This window comes from Pseudomonas sp. Pso3, from assembly GCF_055393275.1.
Genome location: NZ_AP043687.1, coordinates 3,536,250 through 3,557,430, shown reverse-complemented (window position 1 = coordinate 3,557,430; position 21,181 = coordinate 3,536,250). Strand labels below are relative to the sequence as shown.

20 protein-coding genes are annotated in these 21,181 nt (G+C 65.0%); 15 read left to right on the top strand and 5 right to left on the bottom strand.

Features of this window, described 5'->3' with window-relative positions; genetic code table 11:
- The first annotated feature begins 5 nt into the window (after window positions 1–5).
- The 7 genes from ACZ5R1_RS16815 to hisC all read left to right on the top strand — a co-directional run bounded on the left by ACZ5R1_RS16815 (window position 6) and on the right by hisC (window position 5,729).
- Window positions 6–656 carry an MlaC/ttg2D family ABC transporter substrate-binding protein gene (locus ACZ5R1_RS16815; protein ID WP_007159510.1) on the top strand — a complete coding sequence of 217 codons (651 nt, stop codon included), beginning with the start codon at window positions 6–8 and terminating at the stop codon, window positions 654–656.
- Window positions 653–967: an STAS domain-containing protein gene (locus ACZ5R1_RS16810; protein WP_042136079.1), complete on the top strand. Its 315-nt coding sequence runs from the start codon at window positions 653–655 to the stop codon at window positions 965–967. Before ACZ5R1_RS16815 ends, ACZ5R1_RS16810 begins: the two co-directional genes overlap by 4 nt.
- Window positions 968–1,040: 73 nt before the next feature.
- Window positions 1,041–1,280, top strand: a complete 240-nt coding sequence (locus ACZ5R1_RS16805) for a BolA family protein (RefSeq protein WP_007159508.1) — start codon at window positions 1,041–1,043, stop codon at window positions 1,278–1,280.
- Between the two features lie 22 nt (window positions 1,281–1,302).
- On the top strand, window positions 1,303–2,568 hold the full coding sequence (murA, locus tag ACZ5R1_RS16800; protein ID WP_007159507.1) for a UDP-N-acetylglucosamine 1-carboxyvinyltransferase: 1,266 nt from the start codon (window positions 1,303–1,305) through the stop codon (window positions 2,566–2,568).
- Window positions 2,569–2,577: 9 nt separating this feature from the next.
- Complete coding sequence (gene hisG / locus ACZ5R1_RS16795; RefSeq protein ID WP_007159506.1) at window positions 2,578–3,210, top strand: ATP phosphoribosyltransferase; 633 nt, start codon at window positions 2,578–2,580, stop codon at window positions 3,208–3,210.
- A 147-nt stretch (window positions 3,211–3,357) separates the two neighbouring features.
- On the top strand, window positions 3,358–4,677 hold the full coding sequence (hisD, locus tag ACZ5R1_RS16790) for a histidinol dehydrogenase (RefSeq protein ID WP_042136077.1): 1,320 nt from the start codon (window positions 3,358–3,360) through the stop codon (window positions 4,675–4,677).
- The gene (gene hisC, locus ACZ5R1_RS16785; RefSeq protein WP_464712581.1) at window positions 4,674–5,729 is read left to right on the top strand and encodes a histidinol-phosphate transaminase; all 1,056 of its coding nucleotides are present in this window, start codon (window positions 4,674–4,676) and stop codon (window positions 5,727–5,729) included. Before hisD ends, hisC begins: the two co-directional genes overlap by 4 nt.
- Before the next feature lie 13 nt (window positions 5,730–5,742).
- Here the strand turns inward: hisC and ACZ5R1_RS16780 are convergent, their stop codons facing one another.
- Window positions 5,743–6,864 (bottom strand): S1C family serine protease, encoded by a 1,122-nt coding sequence (locus ACZ5R1_RS16780; protein ID WP_288434971.1) that lies wholly within the window; start codon window positions 6,862–6,864, stop codon window positions 5,743–5,745.
- 115 nt (window positions 6,865–6,979) lie between these two features.
- On the opposite strand from ACZ5R1_RS16780, the gene ACZ5R1_RS16775 reads away from it, so the two are divergent.
- The 3 genes from ACZ5R1_RS16775 to cysN all read left to right on the top strand — a co-directional run bounded on the left by ACZ5R1_RS16775 (window position 6,980) and on the right by cysN (window position 10,718).
- A complete protein-coding gene (locus ACZ5R1_RS16775; RefSeq protein WP_007159502.1) occupies window positions 6,980–7,735 on the top strand; it encodes a Nif3-like dinuclear metal center hexameric protein in 756 nt (251 codons plus the stop codon).
- A 165-nt stretch (window positions 7,736–7,900) separates the two neighbouring features.
- Window positions 7,901–8,818 carry a sulfate adenylyltransferase subunit CysD gene (gene cysD, locus ACZ5R1_RS16770; protein ID WP_007159501.1) on the top strand — a complete coding sequence of 306 codons (918 nt, stop codon included), beginning with the start codon at window positions 7,901–7,903 and terminating at the stop codon, window positions 8,816–8,818.
- 1 nt (window position 8,819) lies between these two features.
- Complete coding sequence (gene cysN, locus ACZ5R1_RS16765; protein WP_027597084.1) at window positions 8,820–10,718, top strand: sulfate adenylyltransferase subunit CysN; 1,899 nt, start codon at window positions 8,820–8,822, stop codon at window positions 10,716–10,718.
- 50 nt (window positions 10,719–10,768) lie between these two features.
- On the opposite strand, the gene ACZ5R1_RS16760 is transcribed toward cysN, so the two are convergent.
- Window positions 10,769–11,083 carry a hypothetical protein gene (locus ACZ5R1_RS16760; protein ID WP_007159499.1) on the bottom strand — a complete coding sequence of 105 codons (315 nt, stop codon included), beginning with the start codon at window positions 11,081–11,083 and terminating at the stop codon, window positions 10,769–10,771.
- A 211-nt stretch (window positions 11,084–11,294) separates the two neighbouring features.
- Here ACZ5R1_RS16760 and ACZ5R1_RS16755 point away from each other — a divergent pair, with 211 nt between their 5' ends.
- Complete coding sequence (locus ACZ5R1_RS16755) at window positions 11,295–12,929, top strand: Na+/H+ antiporter (RefSeq protein ID WP_007159498.1); 1,635 nt, start codon at window positions 11,295–11,297, stop codon at window positions 12,927–12,929.
- Here ACZ5R1_RS16755 and dapC read toward each other — a convergent pair.
- The 3 genes from dapC to map are packed head-to-tail and all read right to left on the bottom strand — an operon-like array spanning window position 12,926 to window position 17,651.
- Window positions 12,926–14,119, bottom strand: coding sequence for a succinyldiaminopimelate transaminase (gene dapC / locus ACZ5R1_RS16750; RefSeq protein ID WP_042136070.1), 1,194 nt, complete (start codon window positions 14,117–14,119; stop codon window positions 12,926–12,928). The two genes, ACZ5R1_RS16755 and dapC, sit on opposite strands and share 4 nt — an antisense overlap.
- A gap of 39 nt (window positions 14,120–14,158) precedes the next feature.
- The gene (locus ACZ5R1_RS16745; RefSeq protein WP_027602571.1) at window positions 14,159–16,858 is read right to left on the bottom strand and encodes a [protein-PII] uridylyltransferase; all 2,700 of its coding nucleotides are present in this window, start codon (window positions 16,856–16,858) and stop codon (window positions 14,159–14,161) included.
- A gap of 10 nt (window positions 16,859–16,868) precedes the next feature.
- Window positions 16,869–17,651 carry a type I methionyl aminopeptidase gene (gene map / locus ACZ5R1_RS16740; RefSeq protein ID WP_464712580.1) on the bottom strand — a complete coding sequence of 261 codons (783 nt, stop codon included), beginning with the start codon at window positions 17,649–17,651 and terminating at the stop codon, window positions 16,869–16,871.
- A gap of 286 nt (window positions 17,652–17,937) precedes the next feature.
- On the opposite strand from map, the gene rpsB reads away from it, so the two are divergent.
- The 4 genes from rpsB to frr all read left to right on the top strand — a co-directional run bounded on the left by rpsB (window position 17,938) and on the right by frr (window position 21,166).
- Window positions 17,938–18,675: a 30S ribosomal protein S2 gene (gene rpsB, locus ACZ5R1_RS16735; protein ID WP_007159494.1), complete on the top strand. Its 738-nt coding sequence runs from the start codon at window positions 17,938–17,940 to the stop codon at window positions 18,673–18,675.
- Window positions 18,676–18,806: 131 nt separating this feature from the next.
- Complete coding sequence (gene tsf / locus ACZ5R1_RS16730) at window positions 18,807–19,676, top strand: translation elongation factor Ts (protein ID WP_007159493.1); 870 nt, start codon at window positions 18,807–18,809, stop codon at window positions 19,674–19,676.
- A 192-nt stretch (window positions 19,677–19,868) separates the two neighbouring features.
- Window positions 19,869–20,612 carry a UMP kinase gene (pyrH, locus tag ACZ5R1_RS16725; RefSeq protein ID WP_007159492.1) on the top strand — a complete coding sequence of 248 codons (744 nt, stop codon included), beginning with the start codon at window positions 19,869–19,871 and terminating at the stop codon, window positions 20,610–20,612.
- Window positions 20,609–21,166: a ribosome recycling factor gene (frr, locus tag ACZ5R1_RS16720; RefSeq protein WP_007159491.1), complete on the top strand. Its 558-nt coding sequence runs from the start codon at window positions 20,609–20,611 to the stop codon at window positions 21,164–21,166. The genes pyrH and frr overlap by 4 nt, the downstream gene beginning before the upstream one ends.
- Window positions 21,167–21,181 lie beyond the last annotated feature (15 nt).

Here is a 21,181-nt window from a genome sequence, read left to right as displayed (position 1 = left end):
TTTCCATGCTCAAGCTACTTCGTCACGGAGTGATCGCGATCCTGGCCCTGCTGCCCCTGGTGTCCCAGGCGGCGCCCTCGGCCCACGACGTGATCCAGCAGACCACCACCACCCTGCTCAGCGACCTCGAGGCCAACCGCGACAAGTATCGCAGCAGCCCGGAAGCCTTCTACGAGTCGCTCAACAACATCCTCGGCCCGGTGGTGGATGCCGAAGGCATCTCGCGCAGCATCATGACCGTGCGCTACAGCCGCAGCGCCTCGCCCGAGCAGATGGCGCGCTTCCAGGAAAACTTCAAGCGCAGCCTGATGCAGTTCTATGGCAATGCGCTGCTGGAGTACAACAACCAGGGCATCCGGGTGCTGCCCGAAGGGCCGTCCGACGGTCCCGACCGCACCAGTGTGGGCATGGAGGTCAAGGGCAACAACGGCGCCGTGTACCCGGTGCAGTACAGCATGGTCAAGCAGGGCAACGAGTGGAAGGTGCGCAACGTCATCATCAATGGCCTGAACCTCGGCAAGCTGTTCCGTGACCAGTTCGCCCAGGCGATGCAGGAAAACGGCAACGACCTGGACAAGACCATCAACAACTGGGCGGGCACCGTGGCCAAGGCCAAGGATTCTCCCGAGGCCCAGAAGGCCAAGGTCGGTTCGTGAGTCGCGCCGCCATCATCGGCGAAGGCGCCCGACTGCAACTGTCGGGCGTGCTCGATCACGCCAATGTGCCCACCCTGCGCGAGCAGGGCAGGGCGCTGATCGGCCAGGGCAGTGGTCCGCTGGTGCTCGATTGCGCCGGTGTCGAACGCTCCAACAGCGCCGGCCTCGCGCTGTTGCTGGCCTGGCTGCGCGATGCCCAGGCCGCGGGGCGACCGCTGACCATCGCCAGCCTGCCTTCCGAATTGCGGCAGATCGCCGACGTCTCGGATGCCCTCGCCCTGCTGCCCCTGGCGGAAGACGCGCACGGGTAGCGGTCATCGCAGTCGCCGTACAGCCGGTTTTTTTGTATGATCGCCGGCTGTACTAGATTGCCGAGGTGCCGCCATGCAGGCCCAAGAAGTCAAAAGCCTCCTGGAGGCAAAACTGGCCGATACCCAGGTCGAAGTGGAAGGCGAGGGCTGCAACTTCCAGCTCTACCTGATCAGCGACGAGCTCCAGGCACTCAGCCCGGTCAAGCGTCAGCAGCAGGTCTACTCCCATCTCCAGCCGCAGATCGCCGATGGCAGCATTCATGCTGTCACCATGAAATTCTTCACCCGTGCTGCCTGGGCCGAACGCGCCTGATTCGCAGCGCCGAGAACTCGCTATGGACAAACTGATCATTACCGGCGGCAACAGCCTGAACGGTGAAATTCGCATTTCCGGGGCCAAGAACTCCGCCCTGCCGATCCTGGCCGCGACCCTGCTCGCCGACACCCCGGTGACCATCGCCAACCTGCCGCACCTGCACGACATCACCACCATGATCGAGCTGTTCGGCCGCATGGGCGTCCAGCCGGTGATCGGTGAAAAGCTCAATGTCGAGGTCGATGCCTCCAGCATCAAGACCCTGGTCGCGCCCTATGAGCTGGTCAAGACCATGCGCGCCTCGATCCTGGTGCTGGGCCCGATGGTCGCCCGCTTCGGCGAAGCGGAAGTCGCCCTGCCCGGCGGTTGCGCCATCGGTTCGCGGCCGGTCGATCTGCACCTGCGCGGCCTGGAAGCCATGGGCGCCAAGATCACCGTCGAAGGCGGCTACATCAAGGCCAAGGCGCCGGCCGGCGGCCTGCGCGGCGCCCACTACTATTTCGACACCGTCAGCGTGACCGGTACCGAGAACGTGCTGATGGCCGCCACCCTGGCCAAGGGTCGCAGCGTCATCCAGAACGCCGCCCGCGAGCCCGAGGTCGTCGACCTGGCCAACTGTCTGATCGCCATGGGTGCCAACATCCAGGGCGCCGGTACCGACACCATCACCGTGGAAGGCGTCGAGCGCCTGGGTGGCGCCACCTATTCGGTGCTGCCGGACCGCATCGAGACCGGCAGCTACCTGGTCGCTGCCGCCGCTACCCGCGGCCGCGTCAAGCTCAAGGACACCGATCCGACCATCCTCGAGGCCGTGCTGGCCAAGCTGGAAGAGGCCGGTGCCCACATCGCCACCGGTAGCAACTGGATCGAGCTGGACATGAAGGGCAATCGCCCCCGCGCGGTCAACATCCGCACGGCGCCCTACCCGGCGTTCCCCACCGACATGCAGGCCCAGTTCATCTCCATGAACGCCGTCGCCGAAGGCACCGGTACCGTGGTCGAGACCATCTTCGAGAACCGCTTCATGCACGTTCACGAGATGGTGCGCATGGGCGCCAACATCGCCATCGAAGGCAATGCCGCCATCGTCACCGGCGTGCCCAGCCTCAAGGCCGCCCCGGTCATGGCGACCGACCTGCGCGCCTCGGCGAGCCTGGTCATCGCCGCCCTGGTGGCCGAAGGCGATACCCTGATCGATCGCATCTACCACATCGACCGCGGCTACGAATGCATCGAGGAGAAATTCCAGCTGCTCGGCGCCAAGATCCGTCGCACGCCCAAGTAAGGACCTCCGATGCTGACCATCGCCCTGTCCAAGGGCCGTATCCTCGACGACACCCTGCCGCTGCTGGCGGCGGCGGGGATCGCCCCGACCGAGAATCCGGACAAGAGCCGCAAGCTCATCATCCCGACTACCCAGGACGATGTACGGCTGCTCATCGTCCGCGCTACCGATGTGCCCACCTATGTGGAACATGGCGCCGCGGACCTGGGCGTGGCCGGCAAGGACGTGCTGATGGAATACGGCGGCGACGGTCTCTATGAGCCGCTGGACCTGCGCATCGCCCGCTGCAAGCTGATGACCGCGGGCGCCGTGGGCGCTCCGGCGCCGCGTGGCCGGCTGCGGGTGGCGACCAAGTTCGTCAATGTCGCCAAGCGCTACTATGCCGAGCAGGGTCGTCAGGTCGACATCATCAAGCTGTACGGCTCCATGGAGCTGGCACCGCTCGTAGGCCTGGCCGACAAGATCATCGACGTGGTCGACACCGGCAATACCCTCAAGGCCAACGGACTCGAACCCCAGGAGCTGATCGCCCATATCAGCTCGCGCTTGATCGTCAACAAGGCCTCGATGAAGATGCAGCATGGCCGCATTCAGGCCCTCATCGAGACCCTGAGACACGCCGTCGAGGCGCGCGGCGCCTGAGTCCTGGCCGGCATGCCGAATGCCGGCTCAGACTGCTTCCATCCCTCCAGCTTCGCCTATCCGTGCCATAGCCAAATTGTCGGGCGCCCACACGGAACCGGCTGTTACTCTCGGGCGCCCCTTTCGCTCTCCTGAAGAGGATCCGCCATGACCGCTCCGCTCGCCATCCGCCGACTCGCCGCCGCCGCTCCGGATTTCGCCGAGCATCTGGATCATCTGCTGAGCTGGGAAGGGGTGTCGGATGCCGACATCAACCAGCGGGTCCTGGCGATCATCGCCGACGTGCGCCACCAGGGCGACGCCGCGCTGCTGGAATACACCCGGCGCTTCGATGCCGTTGAGGCGACCGCCATGAGCGATCTCATCCTGCCGCGGGCGCGTCTGGAAGAAGCCCTGACCCGCATCACGCCGGAGCAGCGCACCGCGCTGGAAGCCGCTGCCGAGCGAGTCCGTCGTTATCACGAAAAGCAGCGCCAGGATTCCTGGCAGTACCAGGAGGCTGACGGCACCGTGCTCGGCCAGCAGGTCACCCCGCTGGATCGTGCCGGGCTCTATGTGCCGGGGGGCAAGGCCTCCTATCCCTCCTCGGTGCTGATGAACGCCATCCCCGCCAAGGTGGCCGGCGTAAAAGAGGTGGTCATGGTGGTGCCCACGCCCCGCGGCGAGGTCAACGAACTGGTGCTGGCCGCCGCAGCCCTGGCCGGTGTCGATCGCGTCTTCACCATCGGCGGCGCCCAGGCCGTGGCCGCCCTGGCCTATGGCACCGAAAGCGTACCGCCGGTGGACAAGATTGTCGGCCCCGGCAACATCTATGTCGCCACCGCCAAGCGCCACGTGTTCGGCAAGGTCGGCATCGACATGATCGCCGGCCCGTCGGAGATCCTGGTGGTCTGCGACGGCCAGACCGATCCCGACTGGATCGCCATGGACCTGTTCTCCCAGGCCGAGCACGACGAAGACGCCCAGGCGATCCTGGTCAGTCCCGACGCCGCCTTCCTCGACGCCGTGGCGGAAAGCATCGCCCGTCTGCTGCCGGAGATGGAGCGCGCCGAGATCATCCGCGCCTCCCTGGAAGGCCGCGGCGCCCTGATCCAGGTCACCGACATGGCCCAGGCCATCGAGGTGGCCAACCGCATCGCCCCCGAACACCTGGAATTGTCGGTCGCCGAACCCGAGCAGTGGCTGCCCAGCATCCGCCACGCCGGCGCCATCTTCATGGGGCGCTACACCGCCGAGGCCCTGGGCGACTACTGCGCCGGTCCCAACCATGTGCTGCCGACCTCGGGCACCGCGCGCTTCTCCTCGCCGCTGGGCGTGTACGACTTCCAGAAGCGTTCCTCGATCATCCACTGCTCGGCCACGGGCGCTTCCGCGCTGGGCCGGGTCGCCTCGGTGCTGGCGCGTGGCGAGTCCCTGACCGCCCACGCCCGCAGCGCCGAATACCGTATTCAGGAGGAGCAGGCATGAGCGAACTCTGGAGTCCCTTCGTCAAGAACCTGGTGCCCTATGTGCCGGGTGAGCAGCCCAAGCTGACCAACCTGGTCAAGCTCAATACCAACGAGAATCCCTACGGTCCGTCACCGCGGGCGCTGGACGCCATTCGCGCCGCGGCCACCGACGACCTGCGCCTCTATCCCGACCCCAACGGTCAGGCGGTCAAGGACGCCGTCGCCCGCTACTACGGCCTCCAGAGTGACCAGGTGTTTGTCGGCAACGGCTCGGACGAGGTGCTGGCGCACATCTTCCTGGGCCTGTTCGGCCATGGCCGCCCGATCCTGTTTCCGGACATCAGCTACAGCTTCTATCCGGTCTATTGCGGCCTCTACGACATCGCCTTCGAGACGCCGGCGCTGGACGAGGATTTCCAGATCGTCCCCGAAGACTATCTGCGCCCCAATGGCGGGATCATCTTCCCCAACCCCAATGCGCCGACCGGCAGCGCCCTGGCGCTGGACGCCATCGAGCGTATCGTCGCCGGCAATCCGACCTCGGTGGTGGTAGTGGACGAGGCCTATGTCGACTTCGGGGCGGAGTCGGCGGTCGCCCTGATCGAGCGCCATCCCAACCTGGTGGTGACCCAGACGCTGTCCAAGTCCCGTTCGCTGGCCGGTCTGCGGGTAGGGCTGGCCCTGGGACAGGCGCCGCTGATGGAAGCCCTGGAGCGGATCAAGAACAGCTTCAACTCCTATCCGCTGGATCGCCTGGCCCTGGCCGGCGCGACCGCGGCCTTCGAGGATCGCGCCTATTTCGACGAGACCTGCCGGCAAGTGATCGAGAGTCGCGAAGCGCTGGTGGGCCAGTTGCTGGAGCGCGGCTTCGAGGTCCTGCCTTCGGCCGCCAACTTCATCTTCGCCCGTCATGTGCAGAAGAGTGGGGCGGCGCTGGCCGCGGGCTTGCGTGAGCACGGCGTCATCGTGCGCCACTTCAGCCGCCCCGAACGCATCGCCGACTTCCTGCGCATCACCATCGGCACGCCTGCGCAGAATCAGGCGCTGATCACGGCCCTCGACACCCTCTGAGCCTCGTTCGCGGCTAGCGCGCCTTCTCCATCAGGGGGCGCATCCCGACGGTCACCTTGACCTGCACGGTCTTGTCCTGGCGCAGCACCTCGATGGGAATGCTGTCGCCAGGCTGCTTGCGGGCGATCTGGTTCATCGCCAGCCGGCCGTCCCTGATCGGCTGGCCAGCCAGCTTGACCAGCACGTCGCCCGTGCGCAGACCGCCCTTGTGCGCCGGTCCATCGGGATCGATGTCGGTCACCACGATGCCCTGATCGACCTTGAGGCCATAGGTCTTGACCAGCTCCGGGGTGATCACCTCCACCGCCACACCCAGCCAGCCACGGATGACCTGGCCGTGCTGGATGATCGAGCGCATGACCTCCATGGCCAGCTTGATCGGGATGGCGAAGCCGATGCCCTGGGAGCCGCCGGAGAGGATGGCGGTGTTGATGCCGATCAGATTGCCGCTGGCATCCACCAGCGCCCCGCCGGAATTGCCCAGGTTGATCGCCGCATCGGTCTGGATGAAGTCCTCGTAGGTATTGAGACCCAGCTGGTTGCGACCGGTGGCGCTGATGATGCCCATGGTCACCGTCTGGCCGACGCCGAACGGGTTGCCGATGGCCAGCACCACATCGCCGATGCGGATGGCGGTTGAATCGCCCACTGAGATGGCCGGCAGGTTGGGCAGGTCGATCTTGAGCACGGCGAGGTCCGTGGCCGGATCGTTGCCGATGAGCTTGGCCAGGGTCTGGCGCCCGTCGGCGAGGGCCACCACGATGGATTCGGCGTCCAGGGTCACGTGGTTGTTGGTCAGCAGATAGCCGTCATGGCTCATCAGCACGGCGGAACCCAGGCTGAGTTCTTCCACCGGCTTGGTCGCGCCCTTGCGGTCGCTGGCCGTATCCCCGGCCTTGCCCGGCTTGGCGGCCTTGGTCGAGCGCAACGACACCACCGCGGGCGCGGCGCGACTGGCCGCGTCGGCATAGGAGACCGGTCCCTCCTGGCGCGAATTGGTGGGCGCCTGAGCGGCCTCGAACAGCGGCGGCTGGGCGGGCAGGCCGAGCCACTGGGGATAGCGCTGCATGATCAGGGCTGCAACGAGCAGACCGCACAGCACGGGCCAGCCGAGATAACGCAAAGCCTTGTACATCGATCACATCCTTGAATTTGTCCACCCGGGGTGCGCCGGATAAGCTGGCGGCCATTATAAGGAGCGGCGCCAGCCGAAGACACGCTGGCGCCGCCAACGAGGAGGTAAGCCGCACGTGACCCTGTCCCTTGAGCAACTGGTAGAGACCGCCGACCGCTACCTGGAATCGGCCCGGATCCAGGATTATTGCCCCAACGGCCTGCAGGTCCAGGGCCGTGAGCAGGTGCGCCTGCTGGTCAGTGGCGTCACGGCTTCCCAGCAGCTGCTGGACGCCGCCGTCGCCGCCGGTGCCGATGCCATCCTGGTGCACCATGGCTATTTCTGGAAGAACGAGGATGCCCGCCTCATCGGCATGAAGCACCGGCGGATCAAGACGCTGCTGAGCCATGACATCAGCCTGCTGGCCTACCACCTGCCCCTGGATGTCCATCCCGAGGTGGGCAACAACGTCCAGCTGGGACGCCGCCTGGGGCTGCAGGATATCCGGCCGCTGCCAGGCGATGCCAAGGGGCTGATCTGGCAGGGGGAGTTGCCGCAGGCGCAATCCGCCGCGGACTTCGGTCGGCAGGTGGCGGACGTGCTGCAGCGCGAGCCGCTGGTGGTCGACGGCGGGCGCTCGATCCGACGCCTGGCCTGGTGCACCGGTGGCGCCCAGGGCTATATCGACCAGGCCATCGCCGCCGGAGTGGATGCCTACCTGACCGGAGAGGTGTCCGAGCAGACGGTGCACAGCGCTCGCGAGAACGGCGTGAGTTTCTTCGCCGCCGGCCACCATGCCACCGAGCGCTACGGAGTGCAGGCGCTGGGCGACCATCTGGCCGCGCAGTTGGGGATCCAGCACCTCTTCATCGACTGCGACAATCCCGCCTGAGCGTCATAAGCATAGAACTTCTGGTTCTAAATAGCCTGGCGGGCCATAACCGTTGCCTATGGTAAGGTTGAGGTTCGTCCACGGCCCGCTCTGTCCGGTGTGTCCAGTCGACTGGATGCCGCAACGGACATCTCCTAGGCCACCTTTCTGCAATCGTGAGTAGCCATGCTCGACAAACAGACGCACCTCAAACAGCTTGAGGCGGAAAGCATCCACATCATCCGTGAAGTGGCCGCCGAGTTCGACAATCCGGTCATGCTGTATTCCATCGGCAAGGATTCGGCCGTGATGCTGCACCTGGCCCGCAAGGCCTTCTTTCCCGGCAAGCTGCCGTTCCCGGTACTCCACGTGGACACCGGCTGGAAATTCCAGGCCATGTACGAATTCCGCGATCGCATGGTCGCCGACATGGGCCTCGATCTGCTGGTGCACAAGAATCCGGAAGGGGTCGCCCAGGGCATCAACCCCTTCACCCATGGCAGTGCCAAGCACACCGACATCATGAAGACCCAGGGCCTCAAGCAGGCGCTGGACAAGTACGGCTTCGACGCCGCCTTCGGCGGTGCCCGCCGCGACGAGGAGAAGTCCCGCGCCAAGGAGCGCGTCTACTCCTTCCGGGACAGCAAGCACCGCTGGGATCCCAAGAACCAGCGTCCCGAGCTGTGGAACATCTACAACGGCAAGACCAACAAGGGCGAGTCGATCCGCGTCTTCCCGCTGTCGAATTGGACCGAGCTGGACATCTGGCAGTACATCTACCTCGAAGGCATCCCGATCGTGCCGCTGTACTTCGCCGCCGAGCGCGAGGTGATCGAGAAGAACGGCACCCTGCTCATGATCGACGACGACCGCATCCTCGAGCACCTCTCGCCCGAGGAGAAGGCCCGCATCCACAAGCGCCAGGTGCGCTTCCGTACCCTTGGCTGCTACCCCCTGACCGGCGCGGTGGAGTCCCAGGCGACCACGCTGACGGACATCATCCAGGAGATGCTGCTCACCCGCACCTCCGAACGCCAGGGCCGGGTCATCGACCACGATGGCGCCGGATCCATGGAAGAGAAGAAACGTCAGGGGTATTTCTAAGATGTCGCACCAATCCGATCTGATCGGCCAGGACATCCTGGCCTACCTCGCACAGCACGAACGCAAGGAACTGCTGCGCTTCCTCACCTGCGGCAACGTCGACGACGGCAAGAGCACCCTGATCGGGCGCCTGCTGCACGATTCCAAGATGATCTACGAGGATCACCTGGAAGCCATCACCCGCGATTCCAAGAAGGTCGGCACCACCGGCGAAGAGGTCGATCTGGCGCTGCTGGTGGACGGCCTGCAGGCCGAGCGCGAGCAGGGCATCACCATCGACGTGGCCTACCGCTACTTCTCCACCGCCAAGCGCAAGTTCATCATCGCCGATACCCCCGGCCATGAGCAGTACACCCGCAACATGGCCACCGGGGCCTCCACCTGCGACCTGGCGATCATCTTGGTCGATGCCCGTCACGGCATCCAGACCCAGACCCGCCGGCACAGCTACATCGCCTCGCTGCTGGGCATCAAGCACATCGTGGTCGCCATCAACAAGATGGACCTGCTGGGCTTCGACGAGGCGGTGTTCGAGCGCATCAAGGACGACTACCTGGCCTTCGCCCAGCGTATCGACCTCAACGCCAAGGACATCCACTTCGTCCCCATGTCGGCGCTCAAGGGCGACAACGTGGTGAATCGCAGCGAGCAGACGCCCTGGTACAGCGGCAAGCCGCTGATGGAAATCCTCGAGACCGTGGAGATCGCCGCGGATCGCAATCTCGACGATCTGCGCTTCCCGGTGCAGTACGTCAACCGGCCCAACCTCAACTTCCGCGGCTTCGCCGGAACCCTGGCTTCGGGCGTGGTCACCAAGGGCGATGCCGTGGTGGTCCTGCCGTCGGGCAAGGGCAGCCGCATCAAGTCCATCGTCACCTACGAAGGCGAGCTGGAGCAGGCCGGACCTGGCCAGGCGGTGACCCTGACCATGGAAGACGAGATCGACATCTCCCGGGGCGACGTCCTGGTGCATGCCGACAACCGTCCCCAGGTCACCGACAGCTTCGAGGCCATGCTGGTGTGGATGGCCGAAGAACCCATGCGGCCCGGCAAGAAGTACGACATCAAGCGCGCCACCAGCTACGTGCCCGGCTCGCTGCCGAGCATCGTGCACACGGTTGACGTCAATACCCTGGAACGTGGCGCCGCCAGCGAGCTCAAGCTCAACGAGATCGCCCGGGTCAAGGTGGCTCTCGATGCGTCCATCGCCCTGGATGGCTATGGCGTCAACCGCACCACCGGCGCCTTCATCGTCATCGATCGCCTGACCAATGGCACCGTCGGTGCCGGCATGATCATCGCCGACCCGGTGGGCAGGGGCGGTCATGGCCAGGGCGCGCACCAGCTGCACGTCGGCACCAGCGAGCGGGCCGCGCGCTTCGGTCAGCAGCCCAGCACCGTGCTCTTCACCGGCCTTTCCGGCGCCGGCAAGACCACCCTGGCCTATGCCCTGGAGCGTCGCCTGTTCGATGCCGGTCGTGCGGTCTTCGTGCTGGACGGTCAGAATCTGCGCCACGACCTGAACAAGGGTCTGCCACAGGATCGCGCCGGGCGTCGCGAGAACTGGTTGCGTGCCGCCCAGGTGGCCCGCCAGTTCAACGAAGCGGGTCTGATCGCCCTGGCGGCCTTTGTCGCGCCGGATGCCGAGGGCCGTGCCCAGGCCCAGGCGCTGATCGGTGCCGAGCGTCTGCTGACCGTGCACGTCAAGGCGTCGCCCAAGGCCTGCGCCGAGCGTGATCCCCAGGGTCTCTATGCCGCCGGTGGCGACAACATCCCGGGTATCTCCTTCGCCTACGATGCACCGGAAGATGCCGATCTGGTGATCGACACCGAGCAGCTGTCGGTGGAGGAGGGGGTCCAGCAGATCCTCGACGTCCTGCGTCGGCGCCAGGTGGTCTAGGGCGTCCAGCCATGAAAAAACCCGCCGAGAGGCGGGTTTTTTCATGGGCCTTACCAGCGCGGTGGTGGGCCGTAGTAGTAGGCGCCGGGCGGCGGGCCGTAGTACACCGGGCGGGGTTCCACCACGCGATATTCGTAGACCGGTGCCGGCTCGTAGTAGACCACGCGCGGCGGCGGAGGCGGCGGGGGGCCTTCGACATAGACCGGCTCGCGGGCGTAGGAATGGGAGACGATGGCTCCGCCGACCACGGCGCCCACTACGGCACCGAGAAAGGCCGGACCGGGGCCACGACCGTGGGCGGACGCCTGACCGGCGATGGCGAGGCAACCGGCAAGCACCACGACTTGAGTGATGCGACGTAGCATGATCTTTCTCCTGCGACCCGGGGAAATGAAACCGGGTATGTCTATCAGACCGCAACGGTGGCCAGTCGCCTAGATCGCCTCGGGTAAAGTTTGGGTAAAACCAAATTCGGGGACATCAGTCCCAACAACTCGAGGTCGACGTGTCCCCACTCCCGCGGGATGCATCTCCTGTATCTGGCACCGCGACCGGTGCCCTGACCACGAGACCACCGTGCAGATTCTCTATACCGCTCTGATCCTCTTGCTGATGGTGGGTGCCACCCGACTCAGCGCCCATCTGATTCCCATCCCGCTGCCGCTGATCCAGGTGGTGGTCGGCGCCTTGCTCGCCTGGCCCACCCTGGGGCTACACGTGGCCCTGGACCCGGAACTCTTCCTGCTGCTGTTCATCCCGGCGCTGCTGTTCTCCGATGGCTGGCGCATGCCCAAGCGCGAATTCTGGCGGCTGCGCCGACCGATCTTCGTCTTGGCCTTCGGCCTGGTGTTCCTCACGGTGCTGGGTGCCGGCTGGTTCCTGCACTGGATGCTGCACCTGCCCTGGGCGGTGGCCTTCGCCCTGGCGGCGGTGCTGTCGCCCACCGACGCCGTGGCGGTGTCCAGCATCGTCCGTGGCCGGCTGCCCAGCGCCCTGCTGCACGTGATCCAGGGCGAGGCCCTGCTCAACGACGCCTCGGGTCTGGTGACCTTCAAGTTCGCCGTGGCGGCGGCCCTGACCGGCGCCTTTTCGCTGAGCCAGGCCAGTCTGGAATTCGTCATCGTCGCGGTGGGCGGCGTGCTGGTCGGTGGCGTGCTGAGCTGGCTGGTCGGGCGGGCGCGCGCCTGGATGGTGGTGAAGCGCGGCTGGAGCGACGCCGCGCCCCATGTGGTCTTCATGCTGTTGCTGCCCTTCGCTGCCTATGTGCTGGCGGAGCGACTGGGCGTTTCCGGCATCCTGTCCGCCGTGGCCGCCGGGATGATGCAGAGCCGGGTCGACATGCTGCCCCGGCAGACCGCCACCCGGTTGCTCAACCACAGCGTCTGGGGACTGGTGGAATTCGCATTCAACGGCCTGGTGTTCCTGATCCTGGGGCTGCAACTGCCGGACATCCTGGCGGCGGCCCTGCCGGCTTCCCAGGCGCTCTGGCCGGCCGCGGGCTGGCTGACGCTCTATGTGCTGGGTGCCTATCTGGTAATCATGGCCATCCGCTTCGGGGTCATCCTCGGCTATTGGCACCTGACCCAGCCTGGCAGCGGACCCATGACCATCGCGGGCGATCCGCGCCTGATCGCCGCCATCGCCTCCCTCAGCGGGGTGCGTGGCGCCGTGACCCTGGCCGGTGTGCTGTCGCTGCCGCTGCTACTTTCGGATGGCACGCCCTTTCCCCTGCGTGACGTCCTGGTGTTCATCGCCGCCGGGGTGATCCTGCTGTCACTGGTGGTGGCGAGCATCGGTATTCCGCTGCTGCTGGCGCGGCTGCCGGAGCAATCCAACGACCTGCTGGAGCGGGAACGCTGCGAGGTGCGGATCAACGCCGCCCGCGCCGCCATCACGGCGCTGGAAGACGTGGAGTCCAGCGATGCCGACGAGCCGGCGCGGGCGGCGCTGCAGGCGGAGATCAAGGCCGGCATCATCGCCGAATTCCGTGACGAGCTGAGTTCCGCCGATGACAGCGAGGATGCCCGTTCCCTGGCGCGTCTGCGGGACACCCTGGATGGCGAGCTGCGCCTGCTCGCCATCCGTGCCCAGCGCCGTGAACTCTATCGGCTGCGTATCGCCGGCGTGATCGATGACCTGGTGGTCACCGAATTCCTCCGGGAACTGGACATCCAGGAGACCGCGCTGATGCGCGATCAGGGCAACCGCTAGCCCTGGCAGAAGCGGCGGATGCGCTCCGCCGCTTCCACGCATTCGGCCAGAGGGGCGACCAGGGCCATGCGGATCCGTCCGGCACCCGGATTGACGCCCGCGACTTCCCGCGACAGGTAGGAACCCGGCACCACGGTCACGTGTTCGCGGGCGAACAGATCGCGGGCGAAGGCTTCGTCATCGCCCGGCGTCCTGGCCCAGAGATAGAAACCACCGTCCGGCAGTGACACCTCCAGGCTGCCCTGCAGGATGTCCAGCACGGCGGCGAACTTCTGCCGATAGAGTTCGCGGTTCTCGCGGACATGGGCTTCATCGCGCCAGGCCACGGCGCTGGCCTTCTGCACCTGCACCGGCATGGCGCAACCGTGGTAGGTGCGATAGAGCAGGAAGCGCTTGAGGATGGCGGCATCGCCGGCGACGAAGCCGGATCTCATGCCCGGCAGGTTGGAGCGCTTGGACAGGCTGTGGAAGACCACGCAACGGGCGAAGTCGCTGCGCCCCAGTTCGGCGCAGGCGGTCAGCAGCCCGGGCGGCGGACTGGCTTCGTCGAAATAGAGTTCGCTATAGCACTCGTCGGCGGCGATCACGAAGTCGTGGCGATCGGCCAGGGCGATGAGCCTTTTCAGCGTGGCCACCGGCAGCAGGGCGCCGGTGGGATTGCCGGGCGAACAGAGGAACAGCAGCTGGCAGCGCTGCCAGACCTCGTCCGGCACGCTGTCGAAATCGGGATTGAAACCCTTGTCCGCCAGGCATGGCAGGTAGTGCGGCTCGGCGCCGGCCAGCAGGGCCGCGCCTTCGTAGATCTGGTAGAAGGGGTTGGGGCTCAGCACCAGGCCGGCCTGGCTGCGATCCACCACCGCCTGGGTAAAGGAAAACAGCGCCTCCCGGGTGCCGGTCACCGGCAGCACATGACGCGCCGGATCCAGCCAGCCGGCCGGTACGCCAAAGCGCTGGCCAGCCCAGCTGGCGATGGCCTCGCGCAGCTCGGCGATGCCAAGGGTGGTCGGATAGACCGCCAGCTGATCCAGATTCGCCGTCAGCGCCTCGGCGACGAAGGCGGGGGACGGATGCTTGGGCTCGCCGATCGACAGCGGAATCGGCTTGAGCGCCGCCGGCGGGGTCACGCCAGCGAGGAGGGCGCGCAGCTTCTCGAACGGGTAGGGCTGCAGCAGGTCGAGGGTGGGATTCATCGTCGGGTGGTCCTTCGTTCGAGGCGTTAGATCAGGGAGCTAGATGCTGATGCGGCTGAGTGGCGTCTGGCTGTCCGGCTCGCCCAGCTGCTTGATCAGGGCTTGCTGCAGGGCGCTGCACAGACCGGGATCCGCCAACGGACGGCCATCGGCGTCGGTGACGTAGAAGACGTCTTCCACGCGCTCGCCGAGGGTGGCGATCTTGGCGTTGAGCACGGACAGGTCGAAGTCGAGGAAGATGCGGCCCACCCGTGCCAGCAGACCGGGGCGATCCGGCGCCGTCAGCTCGATCAGGCTCGCCGAGCGCATGGTGTCGGTATAGATGTTCACCTGGGGCGAGAAGGCGAAATGCTTGAGCTGGCGGGTCACGCGCCGGTTGATGATGCTCGGGTATTCCTCGGGATGCTTGAGCGCCTCGATCAGGCCGCCGCGGATCTGGGCGATGCGCGCGGGGTTGTTGCCGATGGAGCCTCCGTCGGTATCCAGCACGATGTAGGTGTCCAGGGTGAACTGGCTGGTGGAGGTGATGATGCGCGCGTCCTGAATGTTCAGGTTGAGCTGGTCCATCACCGCCACGGTCACCGCGAAGAAGTCGTGCTGGTCCGCGGCATAGATGAAGATCTGGGTGCCGCCTTCGGAGTCACGCTGGGTGGTCTCGCGGATCAGCACCAGGGGCTCGGCGGTATCGCCGTGGCCGAGGATGGCCTCGGTGTGCCAGGCGACATCCAGCGCGGTATGCCGCAGGAAGTAGGTGTCACCCAGCTGCGACCACAGCTGCTCGGCGTCATCGGCATCGATGCCGCGACGCATCAGGGTATCGAGGGCCGATTGCTGGGTGCTGCGGATCTGCTCTTCGCGATTGACCGGATTCTCCAGGCCACGACGCAGGGCGCGCTTGGTCTCGGTGTACAGCTGCCGCAGCAGGGTGGCGCGCCAGGAATTCCACAGCGACGGATTGGTCGCGGTGATGTCGGCCACGGTGAGGACGTACAGGTAGTCGAGATGGGTGTGGTCGCCCACCGTCAGGGCGAAGTCGTGGATCACCTGGGGATCGGAGAGGTCCTTGCGCTGGGCGGTGGTGGACATCACCAGGTGGTTGCGCACCAGCCAGCTGACCAGGCGGGTGTCCCACTCCGGCAGCTGGTGACGGCGACCGAAGGCTTCCACGTCTTCCGCCCCCAGTTCCGAGTGATCGCCGCCACGGCCCTTGGCGATGTCGTGGTAGAGACCGGCGATGTAGATCAGCTCCGGCTTGGGCAGCTTGTGGATCACCCGCGTCGCCAGCGGATACTTTTCCGCCAGGACGTCGTAGCTCATTTTGCGCAGGTGCTTGATGAGATTGAGGGTGTGGGCGTCCACCGTATAGATGTGGAAGAGGTCATGCTGCATCTGGCCGACGATCTGGCCGAATTCGGGCAGGTAGAGCCCCAGCAGTCCGTAGCGATTCATCCGCCGCAGATTGCGATGGATGCCGGATTCGCTCTTGAGCAGTTCGATGAACAGGCTGGTGTTGCGAATGTCCTGGCGGAAGGCGTCGTCGATCAGGTGGCGGCTGTCGCGCAACAGGCGGATGGTGCCGGCGCTGGGCCCCTTGATCGCCGGATTCTGCGCCAGCAGGACGAACAGCTCCATCAGGGCGAAGGGGGTGCGCAGGAACACCTGCGGATGCACCACCTCCAGATAGCCGTTGCGGATCTGGAATCTGTTGTTGAGCGGCGTCACCGCGGCGGGCAGCTGCTCGTCGCGCAGATTCACTTCCTCGAAGTGCTGCATCACCACGTCGCTGAGCTGGGAGACGTCCATCACCACCCGGTAGTACTTCTGCATGAAGCGCTCGACCGCCAGCTTGGCGTCGTTGTCCTCGTAGCCGAGCAGGTTGGCGATGCGCCGCTGATGGTCGAACAGCAGGCGATCCTCCGGGCGACCGGCCAGCATGTGCAGGGCATAGCGGACCTTCCACAGGTATTCCTGGGCGGAGATCAGCAGGCTGCACTCGCTCTCGGTGAGAAAGCCCTGGCCCACCAGGGCCTGCAGATTGAGGGTGCCGAATTGCCGCCGGGCGATCCACAGCAGCGTCTGGATGTCGCGCAGGCCGCCCGGGGAACCCTTGACGTTGGGTTCCAGGTTGTACTCGGTGTCGTTGTACTTGGCGTGTCGGGCGCTCTGCTCGGCACGCTTGGCCAGGTAGAAGGCCCGTCCCGGCCAGAGGTGCTCGACACTGGTGGCCGCCAGCATCGCCTGGCGCAGGTGCTCGGGGCCGGCGAGGGTACGGCTTTCCATCAGGTTGGTGATCACCGTCAGATCGGCCAGCGCCTCGGTAGTGCACTCGCGCAGGGATCTGACGCTCTGCCCCACGGCCAGGCCCACGTCCCACAGCAGGGTCAGGAAGCCTTCGATGGAATCGCGGAAGCGCTCCTGCTCTTCTTCGGCGAGCAGGATGAGCAGGTCGATGTCCGAGTGCGGATGCAGTTCGCCACGGCCATAGCCGCCCACCGCGAGCAGGGCGATGCCATCGTCCGGCCAACTGAAGCGACTCCAGGCCGCGATCAGCATCTGGTCGATGAACCAGGCGCGATCCTCGACCAGCCGGCGCACGCTGCGCCCGGCCAGGAAGCGGGCATCGAGGGTGGCGTTCGCGGCCCGGATGAATTTCTTGAAGGCCGCGATGGGGCTGGCTTTCAGCGAAAGCTCAGCCTGGAACTGGCCGGCGTCGAACAACTCCGAATCGACCTGGGGCATGGGCGCTCACTCACGCAGAAACGCGGGGAAAGGTTTCGTCCTTTCTGAGGGTCAGGATCTCGTGACCCTGTTCGGTGACCAGCACCGTGTGCTCCCACTGCGCGGACAGCTTGCGGTCCTTGGTGATGGCGGTCCAGCCATCGCCCAGCAGGCGGGTCTCGTAGCGGCCCTGGTTGATCATCGGCTCGATGGTGAAGATCATCCCGGCCTGCAGCTCGAGGCCGGTGCCGGCGCGACCGTAGTGCACCACCTGCGGCTCTTCGTGGAAGCCCTTGCCGATGCCGTGGCCGCAGTATTCGCGAACCACCGAGAAGCCGTTCTTCTCGGCGTGCTTCTGGATGACCTCGCCGATATCGCCCAGGCGCGCCCCGGGGCGGACCAGGTCGATGCCCTTGTAGAGGCATTCCTGGGTGATCTGGCAGAGGCGCTCGGCCCACTCGGGCACGTCGCCCACCAGGTACATCTTGCTGGTGTCGCCGTGGTAGCCGTCTTTGATCACGGTGATGTCCACGTTCATGATGTCGCCGCTCTTGAGCGGCTTGTCATTGGGAATGCCGTGGCAGACCACGTGGTTGAGCGAGGTGCAGATGGATTTGGGATAGCCCTTGTAGTTCAGCGGGGCGGGGATGGCCTGCTGCACGTTGACGATATAGTCGTGGGCCAGTCGATCCAGTTCTTCGGTGGTGATGCCGGGACGCACGTGCTCGTCCAGCATTTCGAGCACCTCGGCGGCCAGTTGGCCGGCGATGCGCATCTTGGCGATGTCTTCAGGGGTCTTGAGGATGACGGTCATCGGAAATCTCTAGGTATCACGCCGGGTGTCAGCTTTCGATCCGCTATTCTATCAGAGCCGGCGCCCGCACTGTGGTCACCGGCGCGGCCCCGGATCTCCGGTGTCCGGCAATCGCCGCTGGTGGTATCCGGCAAGGCGTGATATAAAGTCGCGCGCTTTTTCGGGGCTCCGCCCTTTAGCGCTCCTAACCCCACACACGCATCGACACGATGACCTGGGTGCTTCCCGATGGGAAGTTGGTCATTGGGATGCGTGGAGGCCCAACCCGACTACGAGGAACATCTAAATGTCTCAAGTCTCCATGCGTGACATGCTGAAAGCCGGCGTGCATTTCGGCCACCAAACCCGTTACTGGAACCCGAAGATGGGCAAGTACATCTTCGGCGCGCGCAACAAGATCCACATCATCAACCTCGAAAAGACCCTGCCGATGTTCAACGAGGCCCTGACCTTCGTTGAGCGCCTGGCTTCCGGCAAGAACAAGATCCTGTTCGTCGGCACCAAGCGTTCCGCCGGCAAGATCGTTCGCGAAGAAGCCGCTCGTTGCGGTCAGCCCTTCGTCGACCATCGCTGGTTGGGCGGCATGCTCACCAACTACAAGACCATCCGTGCCTCGATCAAGCGTCTGCGCGATCTGGAAGTCCAGTCCCAGGACGGTACTTTCGACAAGCTGACCAAGAAAGAAGCCCTGATGCGCACCCGTGACCTCGAGAAGCTCGAGCGCAGCCTGGGTGGTATCAAGGACATGGGCGGTCTGCCGGATGCCCTGTTCGTCGTCGACGTCGACCACGAGCGCATCGCCATCACCGAAGCCAACAAGCTGGGTATCCCGGTCATCGGCGTAGTCGATACCAACAGCAGCCCGGAAGGCGTTGACTACGTCATCCCCGGCAACGACGACGCCTTCCGCGCCGTTCAGCTGTACCTGAGCAGCGTTGCTGATGCCGTGATCCGTGGCGGCAACAACGGCGGTGCCAACGAGCAATTCGTCGAAGAAACCGCTGCCGAAGCCGTCGAGGGCTGAGCAGGTCGGCCCTAGGGTCGAGCGGTTCGACGTGCGAGAAGGGGGCCTAGCCCCCTTTTTGCCTACTGGCGTTTCATTGGCTCCGTCTCCGTGCGGAGTGACCTCGAAACCGATTCAAGAGGATTTCAAACATGGCAGAAATCACTGCAGCCCTGGTCAAAGAACTGCGCGAGCGCACCGGCCAAGGCATGATGGATTGCAAGAAGGCCCTGGCCGCTGCCGGTGGCGACATCGAGAAAGCCATCGACGACATGCGTGCCGCTGGCGCCATCAAGGCCGCCAAGAAAGCCGGTAACGTGGCTGCCGAAGGCTCCATCGCGGTCAAGGTCGCTGACGACCACAAGGCTGCCGTCATCATCGAAGTAAACTCCCAGACCGATTTCCTGGCTCTGCAGGACGACTTCAAGGGCTTCGTCGCCGCCAGCCTGGACAAGGCCTTCGCCGAGAAGATGAGCGATGCCGCTCCGCTGATCGCCGCTCAGGAAGCCGCCCGTGAGGCCCTGGTCGCCAAGTGCGGCGAGAACGTCAACATCCGTCGTCTGACCCGTGTCGAAGGCGATGTCGTTGGCGCCTACCTCCACGGTCACCGCATCGGTGTGGTCGTTACCCTGCAGGGTGGCACCGCCGAGCTGGCCAAGGAAATCGCCATGCACGTCGCGGCGAGCAATCCCCAGTTCCTGAATCCCTCCCAGGTTTCCGAAGAAGCTGTCGCCAAGGAAAAGGAAATCTTCCTGGCGCTGAACGCCGACAAGATCGCCGGCAAGCCGGAAAACATCGTGGAGAACATGGTCAAGGGTCGTATCAACAAGTTCCTGGCCGAAGCCAGCCTGGTTGAGCAGCCCTTCATCAAGGATCCGGAAGTCAAGGTCGGTGAACTGGCCAAGAAAGCCGGCGCCGAAATCGTCTCCTTCGTGCGTTACGAAGTGGGCGAAGGCATCGAGAAGGCCGAAGTCGACTTCGCTGCCGAAGTGGCTGCCCAGCTGGCTGCCAGCAAGCAGTAAGCCCGGCATCTGCCGTTGACCAGGAGGCCGCCCGCTTCGAGCGCGCGGCCTCTTTGTCAAATTGGAAGGCAGGTCTGATTTCTGCTCTTCCAAGGAGTTTTTTGCCGATTGGAGTGAACGCAACTGCGGTTGCGCTTTCCTATCGCTGGATCAAAATCCCCCGCACATGTTCATCGCCACAGGAGAGAGTGAATGGCACAGCAGATGAGTGGTCGCCAACCCCGTTACAAGCGTATTCTGCTGAAGCTCAGTGGCGAAGCCCTGATGGGAAGTGAAGACTTCGGGATCGATCCGAAGGTGCTGGATCGCATGTCGCTGGAGATCGGCCAGCTGGTGGGTATCGGTGTCCAGGTCGGTCTGGTGATCGGCGGTGGCAACCTGTTCCGCGGCGCGGCCTTGTCCGCTGCCGGTATGGATCGGGTGACCGGTGACCACATGGGCATGCTGGCCACGGTGATGAACGCCCTGGCCATGCGCGACGCCCTGGAGCGTTCCAACATTCCCGCCACGGTGATGTCCGCCATCTCCATGGTCGGCGTGACCGATCAGTACGATCGGCGCAAGGCCCTGCGTCAGCTGAAGGATGGCGAAGTCGTCATCTTCTCCGCCGGTACCGGCAACCCCTTCTTCACCACCGATTCCGCCGCCTGCCTGCGCGCGATCGAGGTCGAGGCCGACCTGGTGCTCAAGGCCACCAAGGTGGATGGTGTATACACGGCCGATCCCTTCAAGGATCCCAATGCCGAAAAATTCGAGCGCCTGACCTACGACGAGGTGCTCGACCGCAAGCTGGGTGTCATGGATCTCACGGCCATCTGTCTCTGCCGTGACCACAGCATGCCCCTGCGGGTTTTCAACATGAACAAGCCCGGCGCCCTGCTCAATATCGTGGTGGGCGGTGGTGAGGGCACCCTGATCGAGGAGGGAGCAGCATGATCAACGAGATCAAGAAGGATGCGCAGACGCGCATGACCAAGACCCTGGAAGCCCTGGGCCACGCCTTTGCCAAGATCCGTACCGGACGCGCTCATCCGAGCATCCTGGATAGCGTCATGGTGTCCTACTACGGCAGCGACACCCCGCTGCGTCAGGTGGCCAACGTCACCGTCGAGGATTCGCGGACCCTGGCCCTGAGCGTGTTCGACAAGAGCATGATCCAGGCGGTCGAGAAGGCCATCATGACCTCCGACCTGGGCCTCAATCCGGCCACCGCCGGTACCACCATTCGCGTACCGATGCCGGCGCTGACCGAAGAGACCCGCAAGGGCTTCACCAAGCAGGCGCGTGCCGAGGCCGAGCAGGCGCGGGTTTCCGTGCGCAACATCCGTCGCGATGCCCTGGCTCAGCTCAAGGATCTGCTCAAGGAAAAGGAAATCAGTGAAGACGAGGATCGTCGCGCTCAGGATGAAGTCCAGAAGCTGACTGATAAATTCGTCGCCGAGGTGGACAAGGCTCTGGAGGCCAAGGAAGCCGACTTGATGGCTGTTTGACAACGGTTGGGACGT